Source organism: Streptomyces sp. NRRL S-87 (assembly GCF_000719335.1).
Lineage (GTDB): Bacteria > Actinomycetota > Actinomycetes > Streptomycetales > Streptomycetaceae > Streptomyces.
Genome location: NZ_JOGB01000036.1, coordinates 24,225 through 50,032, shown reverse-complemented (window position 1 = coordinate 50,032; position 25,808 = coordinate 24,225). Strand labels below are relative to the sequence as shown.

The window sequence follows — 25,808 nt, the reverse complement described above, 5'->3', positions numbered from 1 at the left end:
GCCCTGCACGGTCTTCCCGAACCCGACCCGGCGCCCCTCGTGCGGCTCGCAGCCGCTCTGCGAGGACGTCGACCGGGGCGCCACGACGGGTGATCCTGGGCGGCTCCGTGCGGCTCCCCGGCGAGGTCGTGGCCCCCGCGGGCCCCTGTGCTGGCACGGTGGGGACGTGTTGATCCGACGGCGTCAGGGGGATCCGGGATGACGAGCGAGGGACCCATGGCGTTCGGCACCGGTCGGGACCTCTTCGACATCCCCGACCACGTCGCCTACTTCAACACCGCGTCCCTCGCACCCACCCTGCGGGCCGCCCGCGACGCCGGCGACGCGGCCCTGCGCAAGCGCGCCCAGCCGTGGCGCATCCGCACCGCCGACTGGTTCGACGGGGCGGAGGAGCGCAGGGCCCTCTTCGCCGGGCTCATCGGGGCGACCGCCGACGACATCGCCCTGGTCCCGGCGACCAGCTACGGCCTCGCGGTCGCCGCCGCCAATCTCACCGCGCCCGCCGGAAGCCGCGTCCTGGTCCTCGACGGCGAGTACCCCTCCGGCATCTACACGTGGTGGCGGTTCGCCGAACGGACCGGGGCCTCCCTCCTCACCGTCCGGCGGGACGGCGGCCGGACGTGGACCGAGGCGGTCCTCGGAGCCCTGGACGAGACCGTGGCCGTGGTCTCGGTACCGCAGGTCCACTGGACCGACGGGGCCCTGCTGGATCTGGAACCGGTCGCCCGGGCCGCCCGCGCGGCCGGGGCCGCGTTGGTCGTCGACGCGAGCCAGTCGGCCGGGGCCGTGCCGCTCGACACGGGCGCGCTCCGCCCCGACTTCGTCGTGAGCGTCGGCTACAAGTGGCTCCTGGGACCCTTCGGGCTCGGCTATCTCTACGTCGCTCCCGAGCACCAGCAGGGGCGGCCGCTGGAGGAGAACTGGATCCTGCGCGAGGGCTCCGAGGACTTCGCCCGACTGGTGGACTACCGCGCGGACTACCAGCCCGGCGCCCGGCGCTTCGACGCGGGCGGACGGACCGCGTTCGAACTCACCCCGATGGCCACCGCCGCCCTGCGGCAGCTGTCGGCCTGGACGGTTCCCGCCGTCGCCGACGCCCTGTCGGTCGTCACCGCCCTCGTCGCCGCCGAGGCCCGCGAACGGGCGCTGCCCACGCCCGTCCCGCGCGGACCGCACATGCTGGGCATCACGGTCCCCGAAGACCTGCGGGGGCGCGTGGTGGCGGAGCTGGCGGAGGCGGACGTGTTCGTCGGGGCCCGCGGCACGTCCCTCCGCATCAGCCCTCACCTCCACACCACCCGCCAGGACGTCGAGCGACTCTTCGACGTCCTCGACAGCGCCCTCGCACAGCCCCACGGTTGAGCTTGTCGTTTATGGTTCGCCGTCGAACGAGGGTCGAACTTGCTCGATGTTTTCCCAGTTCACGAGCGGTGTGAGGCGCCGCGGGCCGATCCTGTGCTGAGCCAGCGCAGTATGGAGGCCGGGATCGTGGGACTGGTCGAGCATGAAGTTGGACGAGGCGCGTTGACGGTGGTGGAGTTCCGCGCGGAGCTGTACGCGTGTCTAACCGCCCGGAGCGACGCTCTGTTCGAGTTGTCCGACGCGTTGCTGTGTACCGACGGTCCGGTCCGCACTCTCGTGGACTTGGCGCTCGCGCCCGAGCATCGGCGCGGGCACGGGGCCTTGTACTCCGGGATCAACCACGGTCGGATCGACGTCGCCCGGCTGCGGCGAGCGCTGACCGGTGTCCCGCTTCCGCGAGCCGGTGACGGTCGGCTGGTGCTGGCGGTGGACGTCTCGCCGTGGTTGCGGCCGGACGCCGACACCTCCTCGGACCGCTCCTTCTGCCATACCTTCGGCCGCGGCCTGGGCAAGCATCAGAGGGTGCCCGGCTGGCCGTACTCGATCGTCGCCGCCCTGGAGACCGGCCGCACCTCGTGGACAGCACTGCTGGACGCGATTCGCTTGGGACCCGGCGCTGACTGGGCTGCGATCACCGCCGATCAAGTCCGAGAGGTCGTACAACGTCTCGTGGACGCCGACCAGTGGCGGGAGGGGGACCTGGACCGGGTCATGCGCAAGCCCGTGCCGGGCGAGTTCGTCTTCGGCGACCCGGCCACATGGAGCGAGACGACCGCGGTCACCGTCACCAACACCGGCCGGTACGGGACGGCCACCGCACAGGCGTGGGACCGGCTCCACCCTCGCCTGACCCGCCGGGCAGCCTGGCTCGACCACGAGGGACCGTTGCCCATCATCGAGGGCACCGTGATCCACCTGGCGGTCGAGAAGCTGCCCAGCGGCGGGGTGAACAAGCCCGTCTGGCTGTGGTGGTGGGCACCGGAGCCGGCCCTGCCGACGTCGACCGGTGCTGGCAGGCCTTCTTGCGCCGCTTCGACGTGGAACACACCTTTCGCCGTCTCAAGCAGACTCTCGGCTGGACAGGCCGAAGCTGCGGGACTCTGCGGCGGCCGACCGCTGGACCTGGCTCGTCCTGGCCGCACACGCCCAGCTCCGCCTCGCCCGCCCGCTCGCGCGGGACCTCCGCCGACCATGGGAGCGGCCGGCCGAACCGAACAGACTCACCCCAGCTCGAGTCCGGCGGGGGTTCAGGAACCTCCGTGCGAAGACAGGCACGCCAGCCGGTGCACCAAAGCCCACCAGGCCCGGCCCCGGCCGCCCGCTCGGCTCGAAGAATCGACAGGTGGCCACCCGCTACGACGTCGGCCGCGTCCTCGCCACCGGCGAGTCTTACACCCGACCCGCCCACCACAAGGTCGGCACCAAACCGCGACGAATAAGCCCCACCCCACGCGGTGAGCCTCAGGGATGACGATGATGATGTCCCCATGACACTGGGGCCATCGAGCGGTGACGCTGTCGAAGCAGGTTGGGAGAAGGTCCGCGCTGACGGACGCGTGCGCCCGGAGCTGCTGGAAGCCGCTTACGCCGAACCGCGCCTGCGGCAGCTGTTCCCCTGGACCGGCATGGGCGAGCTGCACTTCAGCCGCTGCACCGAACAACGGTGGACGTGGGACATCCCCTACATCCAGCCTGCTGCCGGAGGCAGCTACTGGGTATCAGGTCCTCTCCGCTCTCAGGACGTGGGGCCTGCGGAGACGGTCTCGCAAGCCATCGCCATGGTTTTGGAGCGCCTTCCCGTCGGCTGCGGGCCGGCCTTCTTCGGCACTCCAGAGGAACTCGCGGTCCACGAGGCGATGCAGGAGCCACTCGACGGTTAAACGACAAGTTGAGTGCCTGTTTGTGAACCCAGAAGGAATGCTTCCCCTTCGCCGGGGGCGAGGCATAGGCTGGTGCGGCACATAGGTGGCGGCCGCCTGGCAGTGAACGGGGGCGGCCTGACGCGTACTCAGGACCGTATGGACGTCTCGCTCGCTTATCCGGCGAGAGCGAGGTTGTGCAGGCGGGCGATGCCGCGCATGGCGTGGTGGACTCCATCGCCTTTGAGGCGGCAGTCGCGGAGGATCTTCCAGGTCTTCATGCGGGCGAAGGTGTGCTCGACGCGGGCCCGGACCTGCTTGTGGCACTTGTTGTGTGCCTGCTTCCATTCGGGTAGTTCCTCGCCCTTGCGACGGCGGTGAGGCATCACGAGGCCAGTGCCCGGGTGGCCGCCGTCGCCGATCGTCATGGTGTTGCCGACGACGGCGGCCTTGGCCCCGGTCTCCTCCCAGGCTTTGCAGTCATTGCGGTTGCCGGGAAGCGGTCGGCCGACCACGACGACGGGCAATCCCTTCCCGCCTCAGCGGAACTCGTGGACCACCTGGATCTCGCCGACGATGTGGGCGTTGAAGTCGTCCAGCTCCTCAGCCGGAACCCAGAGCTCGAGGATCGTCTGCCCGCCGGCCTGCTGGACGGGATACCGGCTCAAGAACTCCGACTCGACCTCAAAACGAGTGACGAAGCCGGCGCCGTCGTGCTTCACGTTCCAGTCCCGCGCGATCCTGATCGCATAGTCCTCGTTCAGGACCGGGTAGAAAATCGGCTGCTCAGGCAGCCGGGGCGGCCACGCACGGTAGTTCAGCTGCCGAACAAGATCCAGCTCCTTGGGGCCGGCGGGGCGCCACAGGGTCGTCGTTGCTTGCTGGCTGGTCATGTGCATCTCTGAACACTAGGCCGCTGGTCTGGCGGGTCGAGAGACCGGACGATACCGGAACCGCGAACTCAGTAGCTACGCAGTTTCCGCAGCGTGGGCAGCTCCGTGACCAGCAGATACGGGACAGCCCTTAAACGCGCGAAACGGTTCGAAAGCGTAGATCATGGCTAAGGGCTGTCCCGCAAAGATCTTGGCTGCGGGTGCGGAGCGGTCTGAAGAGCTGGTGGGGTGCTCAGCTGGTGGTTCGTGAGGTGCTCAGGGACCGGGCGAAGCCGGCGAGCGTGTGGAAGTCGTTCTCCCGGAGGCCGATCCGTGGGTTGACGTGGTGCAGGAGCCCGGTTCCCTGGTGGTGGGCGGTCACGTACGTCTGGTCCAGCTCGCTCTGTTCGTCGTCCACCCAGGCGAAAGGACGGCCGTCTGCGTAGTCCACCAGCGGTCCGGTTTTCCAGTGGACTCCATCGGGGCGTTCTTGAAGTAGGACGTCGCCGAAGTCGACGAAGGGAAGTTCCGGAAGGCCGAGGACCGGTGCGATCCACCGGTTGGCGTCGTCCATCCATGTGGTGGCCCAGCACAGCTCGAAACCGAGCTGGAGCAGGTTTCGCCCGTGCTCTGGGTTGAGCCAGACCCGCAGGGGGCGCCGTCGGGACGAGAGGCCCCTGTCGTCCCCATGGGCGTCGTTCCTGGGAACTCGGATTGTGGTGTAGCCGTCGGGACGTCTCTCCGGCTTGGCTGCGTAAGGGTTGAGTGGCCCGTCCACGTCGAGGAACAGCAGCGGTCGGTTCACGGTTTCCCCCGGTCTTACTCACTGTGGACTGCCCCGGTCAGCGTAGCTGCGGGATTGTCACGGCATGGAGCCAGCTCGGGTGATGATCATGAAGTGGCGAGTGTGATCACGGCGTCGGAGCCGTCCTGGATAGCCCCGTTCGCGGGACTGAGCCCGCGCTGCTTCGGCAAGCTGCTGACCATGCTGCGTCGGGATGGAGCAGATGTGGTCCACCAGGCAGCGACAGTGTGGCGGATACCCAGTCGCTTCATCTCGCCGCCCGGGCGGTGCCAGACACCTACCGCGACAGCTACACGGCCTACCGCACATACGGGGTAGGCGATGTCGTCTGGAACACCGGATTCACGCCTGGCGGCTCGCCGGCGTAGGCAGAGTCGGCCCAGACGATGGTGATTCAGGGTGCATGAGGCGGAGGCGGAGGAGGACTTCCTTCGCGGCGTCACGGTCGGTCATATCGGCGGGCGTCACCATGACCAGCAACGGGAGCCCTCGGGTGTCCACTACGAGGTGGCGCTTCCTGCCACTGATCTTTTTCGCGGCGTCGTAGCCGCGTGAGTCCTTGCCGACGGTCTCAGCGGCCTTCACGCTCTGGGAATCGACGACCATGGCGACGGCACGAGGCCCGTTGCCCATGTCGCGGCGGATCCGGCCGCGTAGGTGATCGCGGATATGCCCGACGACGCCAGCCGCGGTCCAGCGGGCCATGAAACCCCAGACCGTGCGCCATGGAGGGTAGTCGGAGGGCAGGGCCCTCCACTTGCAGCCTGTGTTCCCCCCGCCCGAGGGGCACCCTGGGCGACCACGAGGACCCCCGCCCGGCGGTAGCGGCCGGTCCGGCGCCCCGCCCGGTGGGGGAGCGGGCCCCGTCCAGGTCACCCCCGGCTGGGCGCGGCGCACGCCCGCGCGGCGTCGAGTTCGTCCGACCAGGCGGGCCCGGGGAAGGCGCTCCCGTACAACCGGGCGCAGCTGCGCTGGTGCTCGGCGTACGCGGCGCGCAGCCGGGCGGCGTAGTGCGCGCACAGCGCGCGCGGCGGGGCGCTTCCCCGTGCGGCCGCGTCGACGACGGCCGCGGCCAGGATGCCGGTACGCAGGGCCTGCGCGGTCCCGGTGCCGCTGAGCGGGTCGTACCGGATGGCTCCGGCCCCCACGAGCAGCCGGCCCGGGGCGTCCCCGGCGGGCGCCGTGGCGGGGGACGGGTGCAGCAGCGGGGCGGCCGGGATGGCGGTGGCGGACCGGGGCGGGCGGCGCAGGAGCGCACCCAGGCCGGTCTCGGCGGCCAGGCGGGCCAGCAGGGCGACGGGGTCCCCGGCCGGACCGGGCACCATCGCCTGGACGAGCGCGGCGCCGCACCCGAGCGGGGTGAGGTGCGCCCAGCCCCCCTCGGCGGTGCCGAGGACCGCGGTGCGCTCGTCGGCGCCGACGCGCAGCGGCGCCGTCCCTGCCAGCAACCTGCGCCGCCCGGCGACCCGTTCGGGCTCCGGGGTGACCTCCGCGGCGGGGGACCGGACCGGGGGCGGAACGGCCGGCTCGACGGGTGCCCCGGCAGGCTCCCCGCCGGTCGGCGTGCGGCTCGGTCCCCACGGCGAGGAGCGCGCCGGCGGCCGGTCCGCGCGGGCGGTCACCACCCAGCAGGGCGGGCCCTCCCACGGATCCGCCGCGCCCGGGTCCGTGTCGTGCTCCGCCAGCCGCTCGCGCATGCGGAGGGCCAGTTCGACCCCGTCCACCACCCGGCCCGGCTGCGCGAACCGGGCCGGCGGCCCGTCGCCCCAGCGCACCTGGCGGTGCGTCACCTCCCAGGTGCCGTCGAGGAGTCCCGGACCCCACAGGGAGTCCAGCAGTTCCAGGGCCGGCCCGGTGAGCAGCAGCGGCCGGGACCCCGCAGTACCCGGGCCCGTCCTGCCCTGCCCTGCCGTTCCCGGCGTGCCCGCACCGGCCGCCACCGCCCCCGCCGCGCCGGGCCCGGGCGGTGGCAGGCGGATCCGGTGCCCGCGCCCGGCCAGCAGCCGGGCGCAGGTCAGCTCGGCCAGTCCGCCCCCGCCGATCTCGACGGGCCGGCTCACGCCTGAAGGTCCAGCACGTCCAACAGGGCCGCGGTCTCGATCTGCTGACTGTTCGCCATGTCCCGCAGGTCCCCGTCGAGTTCGCCGATGTCGCTCAGGGCCCGGATCGCCGCCACGGCCGCTTCCCTGGTTGCCTGGCCGTTGGCGAGTTCCGGCGGCAGCCCGCCCGCGTCCGGCCCGAAGGCCGGCGGCAGGGTGAAGCGGGGCGCGATGCCGCGGGAGGCGAGGAGGTGGTTGATCTCGTGGAGGTTCTCCATCGTGACCCGGGCCTGGCCGATGAGCAGACCACCGGCCTGGTCGCCGAGCGCGAAGGTGGCCCGGAGGGTGCCGAGCAGCGCCGCGTAGTACAGGTCGCTGAGGTCGAGCAGCAACCGGCCCAGCCGGTCCTGGGCGCCGGGCCGCCGCAGGGTCCGCAGGTACACGAGGGGATCGAGACCGGCCAAGTGCTGCTTCACCGCCGTGAAGCGGCGGAAGTGCTCCTCGCCCTCGTCGATGACGAGCTTGATCAGATGGGCCAGTCTGTCGGCCTCCGGGAACACGTCGGGCTGCTTGACGATGCTCCGGTGCAGCTGGACGTACATGCCGTCGAGCCCGGTCCCCACCTGCTGGCTGGGGGCCTCCACGTCGATGAACCACTGCAGTTGCGCGGGTGTCAGCGGGCGGAGTTCGAAGGGATGGACCGTGTCGCGCACGATCTCCGCCGCCCGCCCCACGACGGGCTTCTCGCCCAGGGTTCCGAGGGCCTCGTTGACCCAGCGCAGGTGCCGCATCTCGTCGACCGCGACCTCGAACACCTCGAAGGCCGCGGCGTGGATCCGCCGCATCAGCCGACTCGCCGTGTCCGGCAGCTCCCTGGGCGCGTTGAGCGTGTAGTGCGCGTACAGGTACTCCACGCTCAGGGCGTGCTCGACGGTCGCCAGTCCCTTGAGCCTGCTGATCACGGTCGCCCGGTCGAGCAGCGGGACGTCGGGCGGCGCCGGGTTGCCGATGCCGTCGTCCTCGCGGCCGTTGAGCACCACGGGCAGCACGCTCCAGTCGCTGATCATCCGGGCGTACCCGAACTCCAGCCGCCTGCGGGGACTGCCGAGGTCCCGCGCGTCCGTGTCGAGGTCCGGGACCGGTGTGCGGTCCGCGCGCAGGAAGTTCATCTGCGGGATGCTCTCGTCGGCGTTGCTGGCGACGTCGGGCTTCGACGCGGCCCAGTAGAAGCAACCGCAGTCGCGGAAGTCGTACTGCCACGGGGCGCACAGGCTGCGGGTGAGGTCTCCCGGCCCGTAGGCCTCCGGGTCGATGACCCCGTTCTCGTCCAGGTACCGGGCCCGGTCCGCGACCAGCACGGCCAGCTGGAACCGGCCGTCGGGCGCCCGGCGGACGAAGCTCTCACCGCGCATGCGCAGCGTGTTGAGGTTGCCGACCGCGGCGGCTCCGAGCGTGGCGACGGACGTCTGGCGCCCCAGCAGGAGGACGGCGATCCGGCCGGGCAGCAGGTCGTGCACCTGCCGCCAGACGTCCAGCCCGTCGCGTTCCCGGCAGTCGACCGGCTCCAGGTGGGCGTCGGTCTGGTCCACCCGGGTCCGCCCGCACAGGGCCCCGATGAAGACCTGGTTGTCGCCGGTCAGGTCCGCCGTGGTCAGCCCTTCGGCGGCGGCCACCCCGCCGGTGACCTCCAGCGCCCGCGAACCGTTGTAGCGGTGGAAGTCGAAGAGCATCCCCGGGAAGAAGGCCTTGTCCAGGTTGCGCTGGTCGAACTCGAGCCCTGGGAAGCAGTTGTCGACCCCGCTCTCCGGGCGGCTGTTGGCGGGGTTGCCGCGTACGACATGGTCGGCCCGGGCGGTGAGGTTGCGCGGGAGGATCTTCCCCGCGGGAGTCGGCAGGTCGGGCATGGAGGGGCTCCTTCAGGCCTTCAGACGGTGCTGGCACTGCTCGTGAGCGGGGACGCCGCGGACCGCTGCTCGAAGAACCCGGGCGCGGCCTGGCCGAGTTCGACGTAGGCACGGAGGCAGAAGGCCAGCCAGCCGCGGATGTAGTCGCAGCCGGGCCGGCCCCGGCGGCTGACCTCGTGGTAGCAGCCGCCGCCGCACAGGTAGCGGGCCCAGCAGGACCGGCAGGGCTCCTGCCGGTCCACGTGGCGCTCGGCCAGGTGCCGTTGCCGGGCGGTGGTGTCGGGTCCGGACGCGAGCGAGCCCATCGCGAAGGCGGGGTCGTCGACCAGCCGGTGGCAGGCGTACAGGCCCCCGTCCGCGGAGGCGCTGAGGTACCCCGCGCCGGCCCCGCACGGGTAGGGGCGGTGGGCCCCACGGTGCAGCTGCTCCATGGCGGTCTGGAAGTTGCCGAACGGGTAGGGGCGTCCGGCCGACAGCTCCGCGAGGGCCCGCTCGCCACAGGAGGTCATCTGGTCGAGGAAGCCGGCGAACGCCCCGGCGGTGATCTCGTACGCGGCGTCGGGGGCGCTCACCACGGCCCCGAAGCCGACCTCGTCGAAGCCCAGCGCGATGCCGTGCTCGAGGATGTCCAGCAGTCTGCCGGTGTGCGGGGTGACGCTGACGCGCGCGGAGAGGTGCCGGGGACGGCCGTGGCGGCCGAGGGTGTCGAGCCCGGCCCGCAGCCGGTCGTACGCGCTGGCCCCGCCCGGCGCCCTGCGCAGCGCGTCGTGGCCGGCGCGGTCCCCGTCCAGGCTGACCGTGACGGTGAACGGGTGCTCCGCGAACAGCGCGGCGTCGTCGGGCCGTACGGTCGTCAGGTTGGTGGTGAGGGAGAAGCGGACCCGGTGTCCGGTGGCGGTCCCGGCCCGGACGGCGTACCGGACCACCTCGTGCACCAGGTCGCGGGCGAGCAGCGGCTCGCCGCCCATGAAGCCCACGACGACGTCCGAGCCGGGAGCGGCCTCGGCGAGCAGCCGGTCCACCGCCTCGAACGCGGTGGACCGGGGCATCGCCCGGGCGGTGCCGCCGAACCGGCCCTCGTCGGCGTAGCAGTGACCGCAGCTCAGGTTGCAGGCCTGCATCACGTTGAGGGAGATCGAGGACAGCGGAGGGGGTGCGGCGGGAGAGCCGTCGATCCGCGGCGTCCCCCACAGCGGCAGGTCCAGCTCGCGGGCCATCCCGTCGAGGGTGCCCTCCGGGGCGGAGAGCCACTCCTCCAGCCGTACGGCCACGTCCTCGGGAAGGTCGTACAGGCGGCTGCCGTCGACGACGAAGAGGTGGGCCCCGTGCGCGCTCCGGAGGACCCGCACCTGGGACCCGGGCCCGTCCGGGAGCAGGCCCGTGGCCTGGGCCGGGAGGTCCGGGGGCCGGCGCCCGATCTGGAGCAGTACGGTCACGTGCCCGGCTCCGTCCGCTCGCGCAGGCCCTGGGCCCAGGCGTTCAGCAGGTCGTACTGCCGCCGGGTCAGGTGCAGCGGCCCGGCGTCGGCACCCCGCATCCCGATCGGCATGCGGCGGTCGGTGTAGCTGGGCGGGAGGTCCTCGGCGGGCGGCCGGACCACGCGATCGAGCAGGTCGGGCTGCTCACGCACCATGTCTTCCAGTGCCTCGAGCGCCACGAAGCGGCGGTGCCGCCGGCGGCCGCGGTCGGTGAGCGCGAGGATGACGCCGGTCAGCGGCTCGGGTACCGTCCACGCGACCCCGCCGTACACATCGAGGACGCGCTGGTTCTGCACGTCCACGTTCATGTTGCCCATCGTCTCGAGGATCCGTTCGAAGAGATCGCGGATCTCGAGCGCGGTCCGTCCCTCGTCGGCGATGTAGGCGGGATCGCTCACTTCGGCCCGCTTGACCCGGTCGGCGAGCCCGTCCGCGAGGGACACGAAGGGCCTGCGGTCCGGTGCGAAGTCCGGCGGGCTGGCGACGATGCGGGCGGTCGCGGTGAGGCCGCCCGGCAGGGTCACCGTGACCGTGCCGTCGCAGACGTCGTCGACCATGCCGAGGCTCGCCCGGATCTGCCGCTCCGCACCCGCGAAGAGGCCGGGGGGCGAGGTCCGCTCGTCGTCGCTGATGTCACTGAGCTGCCACGTGCACCAGGGCGCCTCCGGATTGAGGACCAGCCGCTCGGGCGGGAGCTGGTAGGCGGTGTTCGCGGCGAGCTCGGCCAGGTTCGTCGGCCCGTACACGAACCCCTTCCCCGGGGTGAACCGCAGCCGCAGCTCCGGGAGTCCGGCGTTCGGCGCGGGCACCTGGACCGAGCCGAGCGGGAGGGCGGCGCCGGCCGGGACGAGCGGCTGGGCGACGCCTTGCGGCGAGCGCCCGGAGAGCGGGTGGCGCTGGTGGTCGTCGCCGCGGACCTCGACCCGGGCCTCGACGCGGTCGTCCGGCTGCTGGGTGAGGTGGTGGGCCTTGAGGTTGGCGACGGAGACCTCCCAGCGCACGTCGCCGAGGCCCAGCCCGAAGGCCGCGAGGACGTCGGTGGTGAGGACCCCCGTGCGGGTCTCGCCCTCCGCGGTGGTCCAGCTGCCGTGCACCTCGAAGAACGGGCACACCGGCCGCCAGCCGTCCGCGTCCTTGAACAGGACCTTCTCCGGCGTGCGGGGGGTGAGGGTGCCGTCGGCGGCGAGGTCGAGGCTCTCCACCGGCTCGGCGGTGGTCTTGCCCGTACCGCGCGGGGTCAGGTCGCTGGGTCCGTAGCGGTAGTTGTCGCAGGGCACCGGCGAGGATCCCAACCGGGCGATGGCGAGGGGTGGTTGAAGCCAGATGCGGTCGATCACCGGCACCTCCTGGCGGGCGTGCCGCCGGCGGGGCGGCGGCGTGCGGCCGACCCCGGAGCGCGGTCCACCCCGTGCGGTAGCGTAACGGGACGTGGTCGAACGTACGAGATTCGTTACCGTGTGTCACGTGTGACACGGCGGTGGCGTCGCGGTGCGACCGCCGGGTCTGCGCCGGGTGAGCGCCCGGGCGGCCCGCGCCGCGCCGCGCGCCAGCCCGCCTCAGTGATGGGGTGAGCGCATCACCTCGCGCAGGCGCAGGTCGCCGCTCGGGGCGTCGGCGCCGCTCCAGCCCCTGTCACGCCTGCCGTCCCCGCCGTCCCCACCGTCCCCGCCGTCCCCGCCGTCCCCACCGTCCCCGCCGTCCCCACCGTCCCCGCCGTCCCGACCGTCCCCACCGCCGCCGCCCGGGCGCCGCAGCCGGGTGAGCGCGGCGACGAGCCGGGCCCGGCCGCGCGGGACGCGTGCGCGCGGCACCTGCCCGCCCCCGTCCGGCCCGTCCTGCGCCTCCGGCCCGTCCTGCGCGGTCACGTGCCCTCCCGCCGCGCCGCGGACTCCGACAGGGCACGGAACAGGTCCCACTCCACCTTGGGGCGTCGCAGACCGCGGCGGTCCAGGTACCGGTCGGTGGCCCGCTTGGTGCGCCGCAGTACGCGTACGGCATCGACGGCCCGCCCGGAGCCCATCGGTTCCACCACCGACGAGGGCGCCAGGAGCCAACCCGCCTCCGTCCGGTGCAGCTCGCCGCGGACGACGGCGTTGTACATCTTGTCGAGGAGCTCGTCGTGCCGGTGCACCAGCAGCGAGGCCGGGCCGGGCGTGGCGGCGCAGTCGGACGGTACGTCGACCAGGTATCCGGCGGCGGTCGGCAGCGGCCGGGTCCGGGCCAGCACGGGAGCCCCGGAGGCGTCCCGGGCGGTCAGTACCGCCGTTGCGCAGCGGGCCAGTTGCCCGGCCCCCACCAGCCCCCCGATCCGCGGTCCGGCGGCCCCGCTCCCGCTGCCGCCGACCCGGGCGGCGCCCCGGCTCCTGCCGACGCGGGTCCCGCTCGCGGGCCCGGGTGCGGGTGCGGGCGCGGAGCCGGCCCAGCCGGCCGGGACCGCCGCGGCTCCGGCCGCGAGCGCGTCCCGGGGTGGCCGCACGATCACCTGCTCGGGTACCACGGTGATGATCAGGCGCAGGTAGTACCAGTGCATCAGCGGCCTCATCGGAGCCGAGAGGTACGCCCGGCTGTGCGGTTGCCGCTCGAACAGCATTCGCCAGTATTCCTCGGTCCCCTGAGGTCCGGTCATCACTTCCTCCCGGCACTCCGCGCGGCCCGACACGAAGATCTGCGGGGCCGGGTCGAGGCCGCTGCCGGTCGGATCGGAGAAGAGCAGGGCGACGCGCCCGTCGCGGCGGACGTTCAGAGCCTTCTGGGCGAACGCGAGGGACGTGGTCAGGAGCAGGGTCCCGTCCGCGCGCCGGGCCACCGCCGTGGGCCAGGCCATGGGGGTACCGCTCCTGGTCAGCGTGGCGAACTCGCAGGTGCGGTACGCGTCCAGCGCGTCCAGCGGGGCGGAGCCCAGGACGGAACCGCGGACGGAGCCGGGGACGGAGCCGGGGACGGAATTGCGGACGGAATCACGGACGGGGGGACGCTCCTGCGGCGGCCGCCCGCTCGGGGCGCGTTCGGGGAGGGCACGGCTCGGGGACACGGCGACTGGCTCCATGGATCGACTGCGGACGAACGACGCAACGACCGTGCCGGTAGCCCCTTGCCGTGGACTTGCAGCCGGCTTGCCGCCGAGCCGGCGTCCGGTCCGCCGGCGTGGGGGCCGCCCGGCCCGCCGGGCCCCGCGACGCCTGGGCGGGGCCAGGATCGCGGGGCCCGCGCGCCCGCCTCCTGCCGGCTCAGCCCCCGCCGACGACCTTCACGACGACGGGTGTCCCGGCCTCCACCGTGCGGCTGACCGTGCAGAGCTTGTCGTGCGAGGTCTTCACGGCGCGCGGCAGGATCGCCCGGGCCCGGTCGCCGCCCTCTCCCTCGGGGAATGCGACGGTGAAGGCGACCTCCAGGTCGGTCATGAGGTTGCCGCCCTCGTCCTGGACCTTGTGGCCCTCGACGGTGAGGGAGAAGACGCTCGGCTCGGCGTGCCGCGTCGTGGCGGCGTCCACGTCCGCCGCGGAACAGCCCCCGAGCGCGGCGAGGAAGAGCTCCACGGGGGTGAAGCCCCCGGCCGAGCCGGTGCTGAAGGTCACGGTGTCGCCGCGGGAGTTGGTGGCGGTGAACCGGCCAGGGCCGGTCCGCTCGACGGTGACGGAGCGCAGGGAATCAGAGGTCATGCCCCGACAGTAGCGACGGGGGCCGCGCGCGGAGCCGCTGGAAGACGCACCGTGCCGTCCCGTTCACCCGCCCCTTGCCCCCGTCGATCGCCGCACCGCCCCTCTGCGTGGGCCCGCGCGGGTGTTAGCGTCTGCCCCGTGGCGGGACACCAGGACGAGACCAGGGTCGCTTACGACGGGATGGCCGAGCTGTACGCGTCGATGTTCGCCGACCGGCTGGAGACGCGACCGTTCACCCGCGCCATGCTCGCCACCTTCGCCGAACTCGTACGCGCGACCGGCACCCTGCGGACCGCCGATGTCGGGTGCGGGCCCGGCCACCTGACGGCCATGCTGCACGACCTGGGGCTGGACGCCTTCGGGCTCGACCTCTCCCCGGCCATGGTGGACCACGCACGGCGGGCCCACCCGGCGTTGCGGTTCGAGGAGGGGCGGATGGAGGCCCTGCCGGTCGAGGACCGCGTGCTGGGCGGCATCCTTGCCCACTACTCCATGATCCACACCCCGCCCGCGTCCCTGCCCGCCCTGCTCGCCGAGCAGGTGCGCGTCCTGGCCCCGGGCGGGCTGCTCCTCGTCTCGTTCTTCGCGACCGACGGCCCGGAGCCGGTCCGCTTCGACCACAAGGTGACGCCCGCCTACAGCTGGCCGGCGGACTCGTTCGCCGAGCTGCTGACCGGGGCCGGGCTCGTCCCCTTCGCCCGGCTCCTCCACGACCCGGCCTCCGAACGCGGCTTCCTCGACGCCCACTTGATGGCCCACCGCCCCTAGCTGGGCCGGGCCCTGTCGAAGGTCCCGCCTGCCCGCGACGTCTGGCAGCGCGAGGAAACCACCAGGGCCGGGCCCTGGTGGTTTCCTTGCCTTCGCCCGCCGCTACGGCGGGTGCGGGGTGGCTAGGGTGTGATCCGGACCGAGTCGCAGCCCAGGGCGCGGAACCGCGTGCCGTCGGCGGACCGGAAGTCCGTCTTCAGGCAGGCCTCGGTGGACTGCGGGGTCAAGCCGCTGTCGGCGGGCTTGAAGTGCATCACCATGTCCAGGTCCGCGTCACGGGTCCGCTCGTCCAGCTCGTAGGAGCGCTCGATGTGGCCCCTGTCGTGGATCTCCCTGGCGCCGGACACCGTGCCCGTGTTGAACACGTTGCCCCGCAGGCCCCAGCGGGCCGACAGGGGGTCGATCGACGTCGCGTCGAAGGAGAGCGGGAGCCCGTACTCGCCGGCCCTGGTCGTCAGCGCCGCGAGCGTCGCGTCGGTCAGGAGGTTGATCGAGTTCGGGAAGCCCCCGGGCCGGACGTTGACGGCGATCGGGACCACGCAGTCGATCCTGAACGACACGGACCTGGTGTTGTTCGCCGGGACCGGGTCGACCCCGTTCGGGTCCGTCAGCGCGAGCGCGTAGTCGAACGAGACCGTCTTGAAGCCGGGGGACCGGCAGGTGAGGTTGAACGTCTGGCTGACCGTCCGCGGTGCGCCGACCGCGAGGGCGGTCTGCGGCGCGGAGGTCGCCGCCGGCACGACACCGGCTCCGCTGCTCGCGGTGGCCGTCCCGGTGAGCAGGGCGTCCACCGGGCTGGACGGTCCGCCGTTCTCGACGGTCACCTCGACCGCGGCCTGCGCGGACTGGCCGATCAGGACCTCGAGCGGCGAGCTCGTCCTCACGTCAGTGATCTTGACGTCGGCCTTGGTGATGACGAGCGTGTCCTGCGAGGCGCGGTCGTTCCCGCTCTCCGGGTCGGGGCCGTACAGGTTGTCGACGCTCGCCGTGGTGGTGATCGTCTTCTGCCCGCCGGGGTAGAGGAAGCCGGCCGGGATGTTCACACGGATGTCGAAGGACGTGGACGTGTTCGCCGCGAGGCTGCCGAGGTTGCAGGTCACGACGCGGCCGGAGCGGACGCACGGCACGCTCGTGTCCACGAACTCGACGCCCTCGGGGAGGGTGGTGGTCACCTCGGTCGAGTGGGCCGGGTTCGGCCCGTGGTTGGTCGCGGTCAGGCCCAGCTTCAGCTGCTCGCCGGCTCCGACCGGGTCGGGGGTGTCGGCGATGGCGACGCTGACGTCCGCGGTGTTGGCCTGGGCGGTCATGATGTCCCGGTCCGCGAGGGTCGGCAGCGTCTCGTCCAGGGGTTCGAGCGCTCCGCTCCGCGAGGCGGGGAACTGGCGGAACGGGAGCGAGACCCGGTTCCAGTCGTGGTGCCCGGTGATGTTGGCGTCGGTGTTGCTGGTGTTGCTCGCACAGTCCACGGGGCGCTGGGGCGCGGGCGCGGGCGGGGCCGGAACCGGCCCGGGCGGGCTCGAGGTGTTGATGTTGGTCGGCGGAACGGTCGACTCGAACGGCGGGTCGGCGTTGTCACCGTTCCAGTCGATGCCGCCGGTCAGCGGGCCGGTGCGCCGCCGGCCCGCCCCGTCCTTGAACACGATGGTGTTCTCGTTGTCGGTGGAGTCCAGTACGACGTTCTCGTTGAGCGCGTCCTCCTTCAGCTTCGGCAGTGGCGCGAAGCCGCGGGGGCTGCCGTTCAGGGCGATCCTCGGCGGCGAGTAGTCGATGATCGCTCCGCCGCGGACGCGGCCGATCCCGAACTGCTCGTCGTAGTCCATCACGCTGATGTAGTTCGGTTTGCAGTTCTTGTCCTCGTCGCCACCGTGGTCGAGGTTCAGGTTGTGCCCGAGCTCGTGCATCAGGGTGCCGCCGTCGTGGTTGTACTCGACGAAGTCGTTGCCGCCGAGCTCTCCCTGCCCACCGGACGCGCAGCCCGTGTCGGGCCCGCGGCCGTCGGTGTCCTGATCGGACAGGGTGCTGATGGCGTAGCGGAAGATCAGCCTGCGGTTCCTGTTGAAGTTGGCCGTCGGGAAGGCGCCGCCACCGTCCTTCGCGTTCCTGAAGGCCCCGTCGAGACCGCAGTTGTTCAGATGCTGGGGCAACTGGTTCCCGCCGCCGAGGTCGTCGCCGACGAGGCAGTCGGGGTTGCCCGTGTCCGCAAGGGTGCAGTTGGGCTGCGGGTCCTCGACGCTCGTCTCCAGGTACTCCCCGGAACCGCCGTTCGTGTTGCTGCAGTCCACGTCGGCAGCGTCCGTCTGTCCGTCGCCGTTGTTGTCGATCATGTCCGTGCAGGTGCCCGGCGCCTGGCCCTTGCGGGCCCCGAGATCCACGAGGTTGCCCGTGTCCACGTGCAGCCTGATGCCCCGTGTGCCGTCGACGTTGTCGAACGGGGCGTCGGCGAAGGCGTCCCGCACCGCCTCGACGTCGTCACGCGCGGGCGCCTGCCCGGCGGAGTAGTCGAGCTCCAGGAAGAGGTCCTTGTGGTCGGGCTCGGCCCCGAAGCGCGGCAGGTCCACGTCGATCGTGCTGTTGCCGTCGTCGTTGTAGCCGTTGCGCTCCCAGCCGTCGAGCAGTCCGTCGCCGTCGGCGTCCCCGCTCGCCGAGTCGACGCTGATGTCGAAGCAGACCTTGACGGCCTCGCCGCCGTCCCCGGTGACGCAGTTCGAAGGCCAGTTGACGTCCCCGCTCCAGCGGCCGGTCCGCAGGTCGAGGGCCACGGCGACCGTCTCGCCGGCACCGGACTTGATGTCGAGCCGGTCGTCGTCCGACTCCGTCACGCCGGTGTCCGTGCAGAAGGGCGTGTCGCAGTCGTCGTGGTCCCAGACGGACAGGGTCAGGTTCGCCGTCGGGACGTCGTTCACGGTGAACGGATCGACGAGCCCGGAGAGCACCCAGAAGGGGGTGATGTGCGGGGCGTCGTCGACGTGGGTGCCGAAACTGTTGCCCGCGGTCGTCGTGGCGTTGATGGTCCCCGTGCCGAATTCGACGCCGGCGTAGAAGTCCGCGTCGCTGCGGCCGATTCCGTCGAGGTCGTCGCCGACCCCGTCGACACTCGTCACGGTGACGGAGACCGGCACGGTCGGCACCGCATGTGCGGCCGGAGCGCCGACCCATGCCACCAAGCCGAAGAGCAGGGCCAGGACGAGGACGCCCGCGCGGCGCGCACCCCGTCTGTTCCCGAACGTCCGACGAAACGTATGTCTGATGACCACGCCGCCTCCTCCTGAATAAAACCGAACATCATGGCGGAAATTGTCAGAAAAGAGAAATAGAGTTCGAGGCGAGATAAATGCGTACGCACTATATGGCGTAAAAGGGTCGACAGGTCTGCGTATGCGGCGCGTCGGAATTGCCGAATCGTTCCGCTGGTCAGTGGTGACCCGCGGACGCCGCTACCGTGGCGGCAGGACGTCTGGCAGGAGGACAGCGTGAGCGCGCAGCCCGAGGAAGCCCCCGCACCGCCGCCGGCCCCCGCCGCGGCCGCCCGCCTACGGGCCCGGCTGCGCGAGGACCGCCGCGCCGAGGTGTGGGTGCCCGCCTTCGAGCGGGACTGGGCCAAGGCCGCGGAGGACGCCCGCCACAGCTACAGCCTCACCCCGCTCCACGACGTCGTACGCGCCTGGCAGCAGCGCCTCGCCGCGGCCCCGGCCGTGGACGCGTACCTGGACTCGGGCCGCGACGAGACCGGCTACGTGGACCTCGCCGACGTCCTGGGCACCCGCCGGTGACCGAACCGCTGCGCCTCCGGACCGCCCTGGTCGGTCCGTCCCCGGGGGCCACCTTCGGTCCCTCCCCGGGGGCTACCCCCACCCCCTCTCCGGGGGCAGGCGTGATCGCCCTCACGGCTCCTCCCCGCGCATGATCGACGCGGCGGGACGTTCCGCCGCATTCGCAGCCGATCCAGAGGAGTTGGCCCATGGGCGAGCAGGTGCGGACCGGGCAGTGGTGGCGGCCGACCGGCCGGCGGCCGGGTGGCAGGCGCACGGCGGTGTCGGCCGCGGCCGCGCTGGCCGTCGGCGCGCTGACGCTCGGTGCACTGGCACCGCCGGTGGTCGCCGCCGCCCGGCCGGACACCGTGCAGCGGGGGCTCGACGCCCTGGTCCGCGGAGACGGCCTGCCGGCGGCGCTGGCGACCGTCACGGGGCGGGACGGCCGCGTCCGTACGTACACGGCCGGCGTCGGCGAGATCGCCACCGGCTCGAAGGTGCCCCGGGACGGACAGGTGCGGGTGGGCAGCAACACCAAGACGTTCACCGCGGTGGTCGTGCTGCAACTGGTCGCGGAGGGGAAGGTCGGCCTGGACGCCCCGATCGAGACCTACCTGCCGGGGCTGGTCCGCGGGAAGCGCATCGACGGGCGCCGCATCACGGTCCGCCAGCTCCTCCAGCACACCAGCGGTCTGCCCAACTACACCGCGTACGACCTGAGGCCCGGGTACTACGAGCCGCGCGACCTGGTGGACATCGCCCTGCGGCACGAGGGCCACTTCCGGCCGGGCACCAAGTGGGAGTACAGCAACACGAACTACGTGCTGGCCGGGCTGATCGTGCAGAAGGTCACGGGCCGGCCCTTCGCCAGGGAACTGGAGGAGCGCGTGATCCGGCCCCTGGGGCTGCGGCACACGTACTTCCCCGCGCCCGGCGTCACGAGCATCCGCGAGCCCCATCCGCACGGCTACTACCAGGAGTCGGCGGGCGGCCCGCTGAAGGACGTCACCGAACTGGACCCCTCATGGGGCTGGGCCGCCGGTCAGCTGGTCTCCACGAACTCCGATCTCAACCGGTTCTTCACCGCGCTCCTGGGCGGCCGGCTGCTGCCCGCGGCCCAGCTGGCCCAGATGCGCACCACCGTCCCGGCGGAGGACACCTTCGGTCCCGGCGCGCGGTACGGACTGGGCATCGCGAGCAGGCCCCTCTCGTGCGGGGGCCTCTACTGGGGCCACGGGGGCAGCATTCCGGGGTACGAGACCCGGGGCGGCGTCACCGAGGACGGCCGTGCGGCCGCGATCGCGGTGACCGCGCAGCCGGTCGACGAGGCTCCACTGCAGCGAGCCGAGCGACTCGTCGACACGGCCCTGTGCCGCTGAGGCCCCCACCGGCCCGCAGGGCGCCCGGGCGGTGGGCGCCCGGGGTGACCGGGGTGACCGGGATGACCGGAGCGACCGGCGCGCGCCGGCCGCGGGGTGCTCGGCGCGCCCGAGCCCTCCGGCAAGCCGGACGTTCTAGCGTGGGGAGCGGGCCCACTCCGGATCGGGCGACCGGGAGGTAGACCATGATCGTCGACTGTGCCCACTACCGGGACGGACGCCGGCAGCATCAGGGCCCGATGCCGCTGGAGGAGGCGGCCGCCCGCTGCGGGCAGGGCGGGTTCGTCTGGCTGGGCATGTTCGAACCGAGCCCCGAGGAACTGGCCCGCGTGCGCGAGAGCTTCGGACTGCACGAACTCGCCGTCGAGGACGCCCAGGCCTTCCACCTGCGACCGAAGGCCGAGCAGTACGAGGACGGGACGGAGCTGATCATCCTGCGCACCGCACGCTACGACGACGAGCGCGAGGAGATCGACACCGGCGAGATCAGCGTCTTCCTCGCCGAGCACTTCGTGATCACCGTTCGCCAGGGCATCGCCAGCGAACTGACCGGTGCCCGCGCCCGGCTCGAGCACCGCCCCGAACTGCTGCGGGCCGGGAGCACCTCGACACTGTGGGCGATCCTCGACCAGGTCGTCGACAGCTACGCCCCCGTCGTGACGGAGCTCGAACGCGACATCGAGCAGATCGAGGCCACGGTGTTCTCCGGGACGGTCGCCCCGACGGAGCGGATCTACTCCCTGCGGCGCGAGGCCACGGACTTCTACCGGGCCGTGCACCCGCTGCTCGCCGTGCTGGCCCGACGGCTGCTGCCCGGCAGGTCGCCGAACGGGCTCCTGCCCTACTTCCGCGACGTGCACGACCACCTGCTGCTGGTCAACGAGGAGGTCGCCGCCCAACGCGACCTCCTGACCACCGTCCTGGAAGCGAACATCGCGGTGATCTCCGTCGAGCAGAACAAGATCAACCTCAGGCAGAGCGCCACGATGGAGCGGCTGACGATCGTCGCGACCGTGTTCCTCCCGCTGTCCTTCGTGGTCGGTTTCTTCGGGCAGAACTTCGCCTGGCTGGTACGCCACATCAACACCTTCACCGCGTTCCTGGTCCTCAGCGTGTGCGGCCTCGTCCTGCCCTGCCTGGTGCTGTACGTCTGGCTGCGCCGCCGGCACCGCCACTCGGCACCCCCGGTGAACGGCGTGGGCAACGCCCTCCGGCACGTCCCGCCGGCCCGCAGGGATTGAGCACGGCGGCGCGCCGACAGCGGCGCTCCGCCCTACCATGGGTGATGGCGTGAAGAGCGAACTCCCGCTCTCGGGAGCACCCTGCAGGACCGCAGACGCACCCCTCTTCCCCCTCCCTCCTCGACTCACCCCCCTGCGCCTGCGCGCACTCGTCACGCTCTCGGAGCGGCCGGCGCGGCAGGACGACCCGTCCGCCTCCGCCCGCCCCCGCCCTGGAGGGACTGGTCCGGAAGGAGACCGGTGGTGAACCCGCTGCTGTACGCCCGGAGCAACCGCATCGTCGAACTGATGGAGCAGCCCGCGGAGGAGCGTGACGCCGACTGGATGCGGGACGCGGCGCAGCAGGCGGTCCTGCTGGAACTCGCCACGCTCCCGCCGTACCTGTGCGGCCTGTGGTCGATCGACACCTCGACGGGGGACGGCTCCGTCTTCGACACGATCCGGGAGATCGTCTTCGACGAGATGTCGCACTTCGGTCTGGCGTGCAACCTGCTCACCACGCTCGGCGGGGACCTCGTGCTCGCCGACGAGAGGGTGGTGCCGACGTACCCCGGCCCACTGCCGGGCGGCGTACGGCCCGAACTCTGCGTCTCCCTCGGCGGACTGACGCAGGACGCGGCGTACATGTACTCCCGCATCGAGGAGCCGGACCACCCGCTCGTGCTGGCCGTGGCGGAGCACACGTCGATCGGGGCCTTCTACACCGCGCTCCTGGAGGCGTTCCGCGCGCACCCGGAACGGATCACCGGCGCCCGGCAGCTGACCCTGGACATGCCCCATCACGGTGCGGGGAACAACGTCAGGCCCCTGCGCACGCTCGCCGCGGTCGAGTCGGCCATCGACGTGATCAAGGAACAGGGCGAGGGCACGTCGGCCTCGCCCGACAACCCGTTCCCGGGGACGCAGGGAGAACGGGCCCACTACTACGCCTTCCTGGAGATCTTCCACCAGCGCAAGCTGACGGAGAACCCCGTGACCGGGAAGTTCGAGTTCGAGGGGGCGGAGATCCCGATGCCCGACGCGCTGCCTATGGGGACCGTGCCCGAAGGGGGGTGGCCCCGCACGGGACCTTCCGCGCCGGACGCCGCGACGACGCAACGCCTCGACGAGTTCAACCGGCTCTACAGCACCCTGCTGAGCACGCTGGGTCAGGCGTGGCTGCAGCACGACGAGTCCGACGGGCAGGAGCTGCTGTTCACCGCGATAGGGCAGATGTCCGAGCTGCAGGATCCCGCCCAACAGCTGATGGCGGTCCCGCTCCCCGACGGCAGTGGCAAGAACTACGGGCCGGAGTTCCGCTTCGTGGCTCCCTGACGGGACGTCACAGGTAGTGGAGACAGGGGGGCAGGGGGACGCCAACGGCCGCACGCCCGCGTTCAGGAGGCGAACGACGACATGGCCGAGAACATCATGAAGAGTCAGCAGGACGACCTCAGTTCGCTCATGGAACGGGCGTCGAAACGCGATTCCACCGTCCCCTTCGAGGGCTACGTCCGCGATGACGGGAACATCCCGGGCAACATCCTGATCGTCGAGTCCGGCGACCGCGTCTACTCCTTCGCCAAGTCCGACATCATGGACCGGGAGACCGTCGGCGAGGACCGGATCCGGGTGTACGTGCGCAGGGGCGCCACGGCGTTCCGCCTGGGCCGGATGCGCGCCGGTGAACCGCCGGACTCCTTCATGGTCGCCATGGAGGACGTCGCGCCGCCGCCGAGCCCCGTGGTCCCGGGAGGGCCGAGGCCGGCGAGGCGGCCCTTCGGGCCCCCGAACGCGGAAGCGATGGAGCACCTGGCTCCGCCGCCCGACACGCACGGGCCGGGCGCCCCGCACTACGCGGCGGCGGGGGTGGGACCGGAACCGGCGACCCGGGCCCGGGTGCTCGCCCCGCCCCTCTCCACCGTCGGAGCCCACTGGACGAACAGGTGCGTCGCCGGCGACGCCTTCGCCAACAACTGCGCCCACTTCCTCTCGGACGCGTTCATCCGCGCCGGATACACGGAGCTCTCCGCTCCCAACCCGCACATCCACGCCCGGTGCTACACCTACGCCCGCCGGCCCATCCGGGCCCGGGACATGTGGTCCTGGTTCAAGTCCAAAGCGGTCCGCACGAGCGACACGCCGACCAAGGACACCGGATGGTGGGCGGTCTTCCAGCTCGACGAGAGCGTGTACTGGGGCGGCCACGTGGTGCTGCTCGACACCGACACGTGGACGTACTACGGCACCGGCCATCACGACACGTGGCACCAGTACATGTACCAGTGGTGAAGGACCGGGAAAGTCGCGTGATGTGGCGGTACGCACATTTTGGTCCAGCTTGTGGTGGGCAGGGTGACGGCTGGCGCAGAATCGGAGCGGGGGCATTGCGTACCCGGCTCTGAGGGGGCGATCGCGGCCGGGGACGTCCCGTGCGTTGCCTGAGGCTTCCGGGCGGGGACTTCGGTGCGACACGGGAGCGACATCCATGGCCATCAGCAGGAGGCGTATCCGCCGGCGGGCACACCGTGCCGGCCTGGCAGCGGCCGTGCTCATCCCCGGGGTGCTGATGTGCGCTCCCTCGTACGCCGCGGCGGGCGGCGGCGGGGAGGTGGCCAAGCCGTCGAAGGCCCGGCCGGCGATGCCGCCCGTGACGATCACCAGGACGGCCGCGGGTGCCGAGCGCTCGGTCGCCATCACGATCGACGACGGACCCGACCCGGTCTGGACCCCCAAGGTCCTCGACGTCCTCGACCACTACCGGGTCAAGGCCGTCTTCTGCATGATCGGCAAGCACGCGCAGGAGCACCCCGACCTGGTGCGGGAGGTCGCCGCGCGCGGGCACCGGCTGTGTGACCACTCGGTCGGCCACGACACCGCGATGGATCGCAAACCGGTCGCCTACCAGGAGCGGGAGATCGTCGGCGGCAAGACGATGATCGAGAAGGCGGCCCCCGGCGTGCGCGTGGACTACTACCGGGCCCCGGGTGGCGCCTTCACGCCGGCCAGCCGCCGAATCGCCGCCGAGCACGGGATGCGGCCGCTGGGCTGGAGCGTGGACCCGAGGGACTGGAGCCGTCCGGGCGTGCCGTCGATCATCGAATCCGTGGAGAAGCTGCTGGTGCACCGACCCACCGTGCTCTTCCACGACGGGGGCGGCGACCGCTCCGAGACGGTGGCCGCACTGGAGCGGGTCCTTCCGTGGTTCGCCGAGAAGGGTTACGCCTTCACCTTCCCCGCCGTCGACGCCGCCTGACCGGGTTCCCCGACGTGGACACCGGGTGACCGGGCGCCCGGCGCCCCCGGGCACACCGCACCCAGGCGGACCGCCCCCTGCCGCACCGTCCCGGCGCCGCCGAGGCGGGCACCCTCGGATGGAGGTACGTTGGGTGGGCCGGCCACGTGATCTCGACCGGGGAAACGGCCCGGGTCCGCGGTCAGCGTCCCGGAAGGGGCTCGTATGACAGCGCAGCAGGCGGCTTCCCCCCGCGTGAGGGCGACCTGGCGCATCCCGCTCGTGACGGCTTCGCTCGTCGCCGCGTGCCTCGGCTGCGCCGGCCCCTCCAGGGCCGTGGTCGAGTCTCCGCCGCCCGGCGCGGCGGTCGGTACGGCGGCCAGTACGACGACGGCCGCGACCTGTGCCGACACCGTCTTCGACGCCATGACGGAGCCGCAACGGATCGGTCAGCTCTTCATGGGCGGCATCGCCGCCGCGCAGCCCGACCGGAGCCAGATCCGGGTGCTGCAGGAGAACCACGTCGGGTCGGTCTTCCTGGCCGGGCGGAGCACGGCGGGCACGGCAGCGACCAGGAACCTGGTCGACGGCCTCCAGGCCGGGGCGGACACGGTGGCCGGGCGCCCGGTGCGCCTGCTGGTGGCCACCGACCAGGAGGGCGGCCAGGTGCAGGTCCTGTCCGGCCCGGGGTTCTCGAAGATTCCGCGCGCGCTCGTCCAGGGGACCTGGTCGCCCGACGTCCTCCGCTCCCGCGCCCAGCAGTGGGCCGGAGAGCTGAAGTCGGCCGGCGTGGACCTCAACCTCGCGCCCGTCGCCGACGTCGTACCGGCCAGCCTGGGCACGGCCAACGCGCCGATCGGCCGGTACGGCCGGCAGTTCGGCTTCACGCCCGCGACGGTGACCGTCCACAGCGACGCGTTCCTGAAGGGCTCCGCCCAGGCCGGCGTACTGGCCACGCTCAAGCACTTTCCGGGACTCGGCAGGGTCACGGGCAACACCGACACCACGGCGGGCGTGACCGACACGGAGACGGGCACGGGGAGCGCGAGCATCGAGCCCTTCCGCTCGGGGATCAAGGCGGGCGCCCCCTTCGTCATGGTGTCCCTGGCCACGTACAGCAAGATCGACCCGCACCACCAGGCGGTGTTCTCCACCCCGGTGATCCAGGGCATGCTCCGTACGACGCTGGGCTTCAAGGGCGTGGTGATCTCAGACGACCTCGGGAACGCCGTGGCGGTCAAGGCCGTGCCCCCGGGCAACCGCGCCGTGGACTTCCTGAAGGCCGGCGGGGACCTGGTCCTGACCGTCAACCCGAGCCTGGTCCCCACCATGGCCAACGCCGTACGGACGCGCACGGCCCAGGACGAGGCGTTCGCCCGGCACGTGGACCAGAGCGTCCACCGGATCCTGTCGGCCAAGGCGCAGGAGGGCCTGCTGTCCTGCGGTTGAACCCGGCTGCGGTCGTGCTCGCCACCCCGA

At 72.2% G+C, this 25,808-nt stretch carries 20 protein-coding genes and 4 pseudogenes; 12 read left to right on the top strand and 12 right to left on the bottom strand.

What is annotated here, in order from left to right; genetic code table 11:
• Positions 1-198: 198 nt before the first annotated feature.
• From IF43_RS0122910 to IF43_RS0122900, 3 genes and pseudogenes are all read left to right on the top strand, one after another.
• Positions 199-1,362: an aminotransferase class V-fold PLP-dependent enzyme gene (locus IF43_RS0122910; RefSeq protein WP_199922766.1), complete on the top strand. Its 1,164-nt coding sequence runs from the start codon at positions 199-201 to the stop codon at positions 1,360-1,362.
• A gap of 111 nt (positions 1,363-1,473) precedes the next feature.
• A pseudogene (locus IF43_RS39740) lies at positions 1,474-2,833 on the top strand (transposase).
• A gap of 16 nt (positions 2,834-2,849) precedes the next feature.
• Complete coding sequence (locus IF43_RS0122900; RefSeq protein WP_234332469.1) at positions 2,850-3,242, top strand: DUF6193 family natural product biosynthesis protein; 393 nt, start codon at positions 2,850-2,852, stop codon at positions 3,240-3,242.
• Between the two features lie 155 nt (positions 3,243-3,397).
• Here IF43_RS0122900 and IF43_RS0122895 read toward each other — a convergent pair.
• From IF43_RS0122895 to IF43_RS0122885, 3 genes and pseudogenes are all read right to left on the bottom strand, one after another.
• Positions 3,398-3,742, bottom strand: a pseudogene (locus IF43_RS0122895) (transposase family protein); the annotation flags it as partial.
• Positions 3,743-3,760: 18 nt separating this feature from the next.
• On the bottom strand, positions 3,761-4,114 hold the full coding sequence (locus tag IF43_RS0122890) for a hypothetical protein (RefSeq protein WP_037889643.1): 354 nt from the start codon (positions 4,112-4,114) through the stop codon (positions 3,761-3,763).
• Positions 4,115-4,346: 232 nt separating this feature from the next.
• Complete coding sequence (locus IF43_RS0122885) at positions 4,347-4,898, bottom strand: hypothetical protein (RefSeq protein ID WP_030203786.1); 552 nt, start codon at positions 4,896-4,898, stop codon at positions 4,347-4,349.
• Positions 4,899-4,991: 93 nt separating this feature from the next.
• Between IF43_RS0122885 and IF43_RS40995 the strand changes: the two are divergent.
• A pseudogene (locus tag IF43_RS40995) lies at positions 4,992-5,114 on the top strand (IS5/IS1182 family transposase); the annotation flags it as partial.
• A 139-nt stretch (positions 5,115-5,253) separates the two neighbouring features.
• Here IF43_RS40995 and IF43_RS40990 read toward each other — a convergent pair.
• The 8 genes and pseudogenes from IF43_RS40990 to IF43_RS0122845 form a co-directional block, all read right to left on the bottom strand.
• Positions 5,254-5,669 (bottom strand): annotated as a pseudogene (locus tag IF43_RS40990) (IS5 family transposase); the annotation flags it as partial.
• A gap of 101 nt (positions 5,670-5,770) precedes the next feature.
• Positions 5,771-6,958, bottom strand: coding sequence for a hypothetical protein (locus IF43_RS0122875; RefSeq protein WP_030203785.1), 1,188 nt, complete (start codon positions 6,956-6,958; stop codon positions 5,771-5,773).
• Positions 6,955-8,841: a ferritin-like domain-containing protein gene (locus IF43_RS0122870; protein ID WP_030203784.1), complete on the bottom strand. Its 1,887-nt coding sequence runs from the start codon at positions 8,839-8,841 to the stop codon at positions 6,955-6,957. The genes IF43_RS0122875 and IF43_RS0122870 overlap by 4 nt, the downstream gene beginning before the upstream one ends.
• Before the next feature lie 20 nt (positions 8,842-8,861).
• Positions 8,862-10,277, bottom strand: a complete 1,416-nt coding sequence (locus IF43_RS0122865) for a radical SAM protein (protein WP_051795875.1) — start codon at positions 10,275-10,277, stop codon at positions 8,862-8,864.
• Positions 10,274-11,656, bottom strand: coding sequence for a hypothetical protein (locus IF43_RS0122860; protein ID WP_030203780.1), 1,383 nt, complete (start codon positions 11,654-11,656; stop codon positions 10,274-10,276). The genes IF43_RS0122865 and IF43_RS0122860 overlap by 4 nt, the downstream gene beginning before the upstream one ends.
• A gap of 219 nt (positions 11,657-11,875) precedes the next feature.
• Positions 11,876-12,184 carry a hypothetical protein gene (locus tag IF43_RS41775; RefSeq protein WP_030203777.1) on the bottom strand — a complete coding sequence of 103 codons (309 nt, stop codon included), beginning with the start codon at positions 12,182-12,184 and terminating at the stop codon, positions 11,876-11,878.
• Complete coding sequence (locus IF43_RS0122850) at positions 12,181-13,221, bottom strand: pyridoxamine 5'-phosphate oxidase family protein (protein WP_030203773.1); 1,041 nt, start codon at positions 13,219-13,221, stop codon at positions 12,181-12,183. The genes IF43_RS41775 and IF43_RS0122850 overlap by 4 nt, the downstream gene beginning before the upstream one ends.
• A 325-nt stretch (positions 13,222-13,546) precedes the next feature.
• The gene (locus IF43_RS0122845) at positions 13,547-13,978 is read right to left on the bottom strand and encodes an OsmC family protein (protein ID WP_030203770.1); all 432 of its coding nucleotides are present in this window, start codon (positions 13,976-13,978) and stop codon (positions 13,547-13,549) included.
• Between the two features lie 138 nt (positions 13,979-14,116).
• Here IF43_RS0122845 and IF43_RS0122840 point away from each other — a divergent pair, with 138 nt between their 5' ends.
• On the top strand, positions 14,117-14,746 hold the full coding sequence (locus tag IF43_RS0122840) for a class I SAM-dependent methyltransferase (protein WP_030203764.1): 630 nt from the start codon (positions 14,117-14,119) through the stop codon (positions 14,744-14,746).
• A 122-nt stretch (positions 14,747-14,868) separates the two neighbouring features.
• On the opposite strand, the gene IF43_RS0122835 is transcribed toward IF43_RS0122840, so the two are convergent.
• Entirely contained in the window at positions 14,869-18,000 is a 3,132-nt protein-coding gene (locus IF43_RS0122835; RefSeq protein ID WP_158939467.1) for a DUF11 domain-containing protein, read from the bottom strand.
• A 216-nt stretch (positions 18,001-18,216) separates the two neighbouring features.
• On the opposite strand from IF43_RS0122835, the gene IF43_RS0122830 reads away from it, so the two are divergent.
• The 7 genes from IF43_RS0122830 to IF43_RS0122800 all read left to right on the top strand — a co-directional run bounded on the left by IF43_RS0122830 (position 18,217) and on the right by IF43_RS0122800 (position 25,778).
• The gene (locus tag IF43_RS0122830) at positions 18,217-18,516 is read left to right on the top strand and encodes a DUF6247 family protein (protein ID WP_030203759.1); all 300 of its coding nucleotides are present in this window, start codon (positions 18,217-18,219) and stop codon (positions 18,514-18,516) included.
• A 188-nt stretch (positions 18,517-18,704) separates the two neighbouring features.
• Positions 18,705-19,874 (top strand): serine hydrolase domain-containing protein, encoded by a 1,170-nt coding sequence (locus IF43_RS0122825; protein WP_030203757.1) that lies wholly within the window; start codon positions 18,705-18,707, stop codon positions 19,872-19,874.
• 185 nt (positions 19,875-20,059) lie between these two features.
• Positions 20,060-21,115, top strand: a complete 1,056-nt coding sequence (locus tag IF43_RS0122820) for a magnesium and cobalt transport protein CorA (RefSeq protein WP_078910366.1) — start codon at positions 20,060-20,062, stop codon at positions 21,113-21,115.
• A 243-nt stretch (positions 21,116-21,358) separates the two neighbouring features.
• Positions 21,359-22,429, top strand: coding sequence for a ferritin-like protein (locus IF43_RS0122815; protein ID WP_030203753.1), 1,071 nt, complete (start codon positions 21,359-21,361; stop codon positions 22,427-22,429).
• A gap of 81 nt (positions 22,430-22,510) precedes the next feature.
• Entirely contained in the window at positions 22,511-23,386 is an 876-nt protein-coding gene (locus IF43_RS0122810) for a hypothetical protein (protein WP_030203750.1), read from the top strand.
• Positions 23,387-23,582: 196 nt separating this feature from the next.
• Complete coding sequence (locus IF43_RS0122805) at positions 23,583-24,350, top strand: polysaccharide deacetylase family protein (RefSeq protein WP_051795873.1); 768 nt, start codon at positions 23,583-23,585, stop codon at positions 24,348-24,350.
• Between the two features lie 204 nt (positions 24,351-24,554).
• Positions 24,555-25,778, top strand: a complete 1,224-nt coding sequence (locus tag IF43_RS0122800) for a glycoside hydrolase family 3 N-terminal domain-containing protein (protein ID WP_030203744.1) — start codon at positions 24,555-24,557, stop codon at positions 25,776-25,778.
• The last annotated feature ends 30 nt before the right edge of the window (positions 25,779-25,808 follow it).

Bases quoted from the DNA above. Each gene is read 5' to 3' on its own strand.
- IF43_RS0122910 (WP_199922766.1), top strand. From the start codon at position 199: ATGACGAGCGAGGGACCCATGGCGTTCGGCACCGGTCGGGACCTCTTC.
- IF43_RS0122900 (WP_234332469.1), top strand. From the start codon at position 2,850: ATGACACTGGGGCCATCGAGCGGTGACGCTGTCGAAGCAGGTTGGGAG.
- IF43_RS0122890 (WP_037889643.1), bottom strand. From the start codon at position 4,114: ATGACCAGCCAGCAAGCAACGACGACCCTGTGGCGCCCCGCCGGCCCC.
- IF43_RS0122870 (WP_030203784.1), bottom strand. From the start codon at position 8,841: ATGCCCGACCTGCCGACTCCCGCGGGGAAGATCCTCCCGCGCAACCTC.
- IF43_RS0122845 (WP_030203770.1), bottom strand. From the start codon at position 13,978: ATGACCTCTGATTCCCTGCGCTCCGTCACCGTCGAGCGGACCGGCCCT.
- IF43_RS0122825 (WP_030203757.1), top strand. From the start codon at position 18,705: ATGGGCGAGCAGGTGCGGACCGGGCAGTGGTGGCGGCCGACCGGCCGG.
- IF43_RS0122820 (WP_078910366.1), top strand. From the start codon at position 20,060: ATGATCGTCGACTGTGCCCACTACCGGGACGGACGCCGGCAGCATCAG.
- IF43_RS0122810 (WP_030203750.1), top strand. From the start codon at position 22,511: ATGGCCGAGAACATCATGAAGAGTCAGCAGGACGACCTCAGTTCGCTC.
- IF43_RS0122805 (WP_051795873.1), top strand. From the start codon at position 23,583: ATGGCCATCAGCAGGAGGCGTATCCGCCGGCGGGCACACCGTGCCGGC.
- IF43_RS0122800 (WP_030203744.1), top strand. From the start codon at position 24,555: ATGACAGCGCAGCAGGCGGCTTCCCCCCGCGTGAGGGCGACCTGGCGC.